The sequence below is a fragment of the Mesorhizobium sp. M7A.F.Ca.ET.027.02.1.1 genome (assembly GCF_004022985.1).
Classification (GTDB): domain Bacteria; phylum Pseudomonadota; class Alphaproteobacteria; order Rhizobiales; family Rhizobiaceae; genus Mesorhizobium.
Map to the genome: position 1 here is coordinate 1 of NZ_RZOL01000436.1, position 4,778 is coordinate 4,778.

The 4,778-nt window shown below is 61.9% G+C and carries 5 protein-coding genes; 4 read left to right on the forward strand and 1 reads right to left on the reverse strand.

What is annotated here, in order from left to right:
* A partial coding sequence (locus EN749_RS30595; RefSeq protein ID WP_145991063.1) for an ROK family transcriptional regulator occupies positions 1–627 on the reverse strand: 627 nt, incomplete at its 3' end.
* Positions 628–854: 227 nt separating this feature from the next.
* On the opposite strand from EN749_RS30595, the gene EN749_RS30600 reads away from it, so the two are divergent.
* From EN749_RS30600 to EN749_RS30615, 4 genes are all read left to right on the forward strand, one after another.
* Complete coding sequence (locus tag EN749_RS30600; RefSeq protein WP_164874014.1) at positions 855–1,871, forward strand: sugar ABC transporter substrate-binding protein; 1,017 nt, start codon at positions 855–857, stop codon at positions 1,869–1,871.
* Between the two features lie 159 nt (positions 1,872–2,030).
* A complete protein-coding gene (locus tag EN749_RS30605; RefSeq protein WP_127269995.1) occupies positions 2,031–3,092 on the forward strand; it encodes an ABC transporter permease in 1,062 nt (353 codons plus the stop codon).
* Positions 3,068–3,877, forward strand: a complete 810-nt coding sequence (locus EN749_RS30610; RefSeq protein WP_245472424.1) for an ATP-binding cassette domain-containing protein — start codon at positions 3,068–3,070, stop codon at positions 3,875–3,877. The genes EN749_RS30605 and EN749_RS30610 overlap by 25 nt, the downstream gene beginning before the upstream one ends.
* A 234-nt stretch (positions 3,878–4,111) precedes the next feature.
* The coding region (locus EN749_RS30615) for a glycogen/starch/alpha-glucan phosphorylase (RefSeq protein ID WP_189367808.1) at positions 4,112–4,778 on the forward strand (667 nt) is incomplete at its 3' end.

Genomic DNA, 4,778 nt, shown 5'->3' on the forward strand with positions numbered 1-4,778 from the left:
GTTCTGCAAATAGACCGGAAAATCGCATTGCGCCTGGATGTCGGCCCTGATGTCGCGGTGGCGCCATTCGTCCATGACGTCGCGCGGGGCGCCGGCGGTATCGGCCCAGTTCCACAATTCGAACGGCATGGCGATGCCGAGCCCGGCGATGCGCTTGTCCTGTGCAGGCGTCAGCTCGCCGCGCATCTGCCGCATGCCGTTGCTGACGAAGTCTACTGTCTCGCGCGGCGCCGGGTAGCGATAGGAATGCTGCAGCATCGAACGGACATGGCCAAGGAAATCGATCAGCACCAGTTCGGCGCTGCGGCGGCCGATCTTGAGACCGATGAAGAAAGCGCCTTCGGGATTGAGCGCCATCGGGATGGAGGGTTGGCCGATCTTGCCGCGCAACGGCGCCTGGCGCAGCAGAAGGCTTTCTTCCTCCAGCTCGCGCATGATGACCGAAACCGTCTGCGCCGAAAGCCCGGTCATGCGGGCGATGTCGGATTTCGCCAGGCTGCCGTGCTGGCGCACCAACGAGAGCACCAACCGCTCATTGTGGTCGCGCATGCCGCTCTGGTTGGTGCCGCGGTGAATGAGGCTGTCATTCACCTCGGGCGAACCGTGCCTCGCAATGGCGGTTTCCACCCTGTTCCTCCCGTCGTTTCCCCTCAATGCTTTTGGGCCAGAATGGGTGAATGAAGCAAGGCTGTCAATAATAAATAAGAGTGATTTAATTATTGACAGAAGCTTCGGCCTGGTGTCTGTTGAGGCAGCGTCCACGCTGGGAGAATTTCGTTGGATGCGCTGCAGGTGCCGGTTGGCCGGCATCGGAATGGTTCCACTGGGAGGAAATCGTGACCAATACAAAACTGTTGAAATCGACCGTGTTTGCCGCCGCGGCTCTGGGGTTGGTGGCGTTTGCGTCGTCCGCATCCGCGGCCGGTGTCGGTGCCTGTCTGATCACCAAGACCGACACCAATCCCTTCTTCGTCAAGATGAAGGAAGGCGCCACGGCGAAGGCCAAGGAACTCGGCGTCGACCTCAAGACCTACGCCGGCAAGATCGACGGCGACAGCGAGAGCCAGGTCGCGGCGATCGAGAGCTGCATCGCCGACGGCGCCAAGGGCATCCTGATCACTGCATCCGACACCAAGGGCATCGTGCCGACCGTGAAGAAGGCCCGCGATGCCGGCCTGCTGGTGATCGCGCTCGACACGCCGCTCGATCCGATCGACGCCGCCGACGCGACCTTTGCGACGGACAATCTCGAAGCCGGCAAGCTGATCGGTTCCTGGGCAGCCGCCACGCTCGGCGACAAGGCCAAGGACGCCAAGATCGGCTTCCTCGACCTGACGCCTTCGCAGCCGACTGTCGACGTGCTGCGCGACCAGGGCTTCATGATGGGCTACGGCATCGATGTGAAGGATCCCAACAAGATCGGCGATGAGGACGATCCCCGCATCGTCGGCCACGACGTCACCAATGGCAACGAAGAGGGCGGCCGCAAGGCGATGGAGAACCTTCTGCAGAAGGACAACACCATCAACGTCATCCACACCATCAACGAACCGGCCGCTGTCGGCGCCTATCAGGCGCTCAAGGCTGTCGGCCTCGAAAGCCAGGTGTTGATCGTTTCCGTCGACGGCGGCTGCCCCGGCGTGAAGTCGGTGGCCGAAGGTGTCATCGGCGCGACGTCGCAGCAATATCCGTTGCAGATGGCAGCACTCGGCATCGAGGCGATCGCTGCTTTCGCCAAGGACGGAACCAAGCCGAAGCCGACCGAAGGCAAGGACTTCTTCGATACCGGCGTCAACCTGGTGACCGACAAGCCGGCCACCGGCGTGAAGTCCATCGACACCAAGGAAGGCCTCGCCAAATGCTGGGGCTGATGCCGGTCTGACAGGCATCTACCGAACCTGGGCGGTCGGGGCTTGATCCCCGGCCGCTTCGGGTGGACGATGGCTCGCGTGACCGCGAACAATCCCGGCAGCAGACCGGAAAGGCGTGGACTGGCGTCGGCGTTTGGCTGAAGCCTATGGGGAGTAAACATGGCTCAAGCTCAGGAATTCGAGAAGGTTCTCTCGAGCAGCGACACCAGCGTTGCTGCTTTTGACGAGCACAAATCGGCCGTCAAGCGCATCCAGCATTTCCTGCATTCGACGCCGGCCGCGGTGCCGCTGATCGTCCTGGTTCTGGCGATCATCGTTTTCGGCATCACCATCGGTGGCCGGTTCTTTTCGTCCTACACGCTGACGCTTATCCTGCAGCAGATCGCCATTATCGGCATTCTGGGTGCTGCGCAGACGCTGGTCATCCTGACCGCGGGCATCGACCTGTCGATTGGCGTGATCATGGTGATTTCAGCGGTGATCATGGGCAATTGCGCCGTCAGCTACGGTATGCCGAGCGCGCTCGCCGTGGCGATCGGGCTTGCCGCCGGCGCGGCATGCGGGCTGCTTAACGGGGTGCTTGTCGCTTACATGAAGCTGCCGCCCTTCATCGTGACGCTTGGCACCTGGAACATCGTCATGGCCACGAACTTCATCTATTCGGCCAACGAGACGATCCGCGACACCGATGTCGACACCCAGGCGCCGCTGCTGCATCTCTTTGCCATCAGCTTCAAGGTCGGCACGGCGGTGCTGACGCTCGGCGTCATTGCCACGGTCGTGCTCGTGATGATCCTCTGGTACGTGCTAAATCACACGGCATGGGGCCGCCATGTCTACGCCGTTGGCGATGATCAGGAGGCGGCGAAGCTGTCGGGCATCCAGACCAAGAAGGTGCTGATGACGGTCTACACCCTTGCCGGGCTGATCGCCGCTTTCGCTGCCTGGGTCTCCATCGGCCGCAACGGCTCGATCTCGCCGTCGGCTGCCGTCACCGACTACAATCTCCAGGCGATCACCGCGACGGTGATCGGCGGTATTTCCCTGTTCGGCGGACGCGGCTCGATCCTGGGCACGCTGTTCGGCGCGATGATCGTCGGCGTCGTCTCCATGGGCCTCAACATGCTGGGCGCCGATCCGCAATGGAAGGTGCTGCTCACCGGTGTGCTGATCATCGGCGCCGTGGCGGTCGACCAATGGATCAGAAAGGTTTCGGCATGACCATGACCCAGGAACCCATTCTTACCGCGCGTGGCCTGGTCAAGCGCTACGGCCGCGTCACCGCCCTCGACAACGCCGACTTCGACCTCTACCCCGGCGAAATCCTTGCTGTCATCGGTGACAATGGCGCCGGCAAATCGTCGCTCATCAAGGCGATTTCCGGCGCTGCCGTGCCCGATGAAGGCGAGATCCGGCTCGAAGGAAAACCCGTCTCCTTCAAATCGCCGATGGAGGCCCGCGAAGCCGGCATCGAGACCGTCTACCAGAACCTGGCGCTGTCGCCGGCGCTGTCAATCGCCGACAACATGTTCCTTGGCCGCGAAATCCGTAAACCGGGTTTTCTGGGCGATTGGCTTCGCATGCTCGATCGCCCGGCGATGGAAAAGCGCGCCCGCGACAAGCTTACCGAACTTGGCCTGATGACCATCCAGAACATCAGCCAGGCTGTGGAGACGCTCTCGGGCGGCCAAAGGCAGGGCGTTGCCGTGGCGCGTGCGGCCGCCTTTGGCAGTCGTGTGGTGATCATGGACGAGCCGACGGCCGCCCTTGGCGTCAAGGAAAGCCGCCGCGTGCTCGAGTTGATCCTCGACGTCAAGAAGCGCGGCCTCCCGATCGTGCTGATCTCGCATAACATGCCGCATGTCTTCGAAGTGGCCGATCGCATTCACATCCATCGGCTGGGCCGTCGCCTCGCCGTCATCGACCCCAAGCAATATACGATGTCCGACGCCGTCGCCTTCATGACAGGAGCCAAGGCCCCGCCGGAGGCGGCGCTGGCGGCTTGATACATCTCGCCCAAGTGGCTGGCGCATGGCGACAACGGCAAGCACGGAACAGGGATTTGAAGCGCGGCGCGCGGGCCGTCTTGGCGCGTCACCCTTCAGAATTGCCAAATTGCCGCAGGGGGCAAGCCGGATCGAACCTGTTTAAATCGATTGAATATATGGCGGTATCAGCTAGCATGGGCTGGGAGGAGCGATGAAAGCCGGTATGATCATGGCAACCGCACGAGAGGCATCATGACGAGCGCGATGACATCCGAACCCCTTCCTCCACTGCTCGAAAATCCTGACCCAAAGACACTCGCACGTGAAGTCTTGGTTGCCCTCAAATACAGGGTCGGCAAGGACACCACCGTTGCGACCCAGTACGACTGGCTGACCGCCTCGATCAAGGTCGTGCGCGACCGGATCGTCGATCACTGGATGCAGGCGACGAGAGAGGCTTACGACCAGAAGGAAAAGCGCGTCTATTATCTGTCGCTGGAATTCCTCATCGGCCGCCTGATGCGCGATGCCTTCTCCAATCTGGGCCTGATGGACAACATGCGCGAGGCGCTGTCCTCTCTCGGTGTCGATCTCGACTTGATTGCAGCACTCGAGCCCGATGCGGCGCTCGGCAATGGCGGCCTCGGCCGGCTCGCGGCCTGCTTCATGGAAAGCATGGCGACCGTCGACATTCCGGCGCATGGCTACGGCATCCGCTATGCCAATGGCATGTTCCGGCAGGAGATTCACGACGGCTGGCAGGTCGAACTGCCAGAGACCTGGCTTGATCACGGTAACCCGTGGGAATTCGAACGTCGCGAACGCTCCTTCGAGGTTGGTTTCGGCGGTTCGGTGGAATCGATCACCTCCAAGGACGGGCGCCTCGAACGCCAGGTCTGGAAACCGACCGAGCATGTGC

Coding starts and splice junctions, on each gene's coding strand:
- EN749_RS30605 (WP_127269995.1), top strand. CDS start 2,031: ATGGCTCAAGCTCAGGAATTCGAGAAGGTTCTCTCGAGCAGCGACACC.
- EN749_RS30610 (WP_245472424.1), top strand. CDS start 3,068: ATGGATCAGAAAGGTTTCGGCATGACCATGACCCAGGAACCCATTCTT.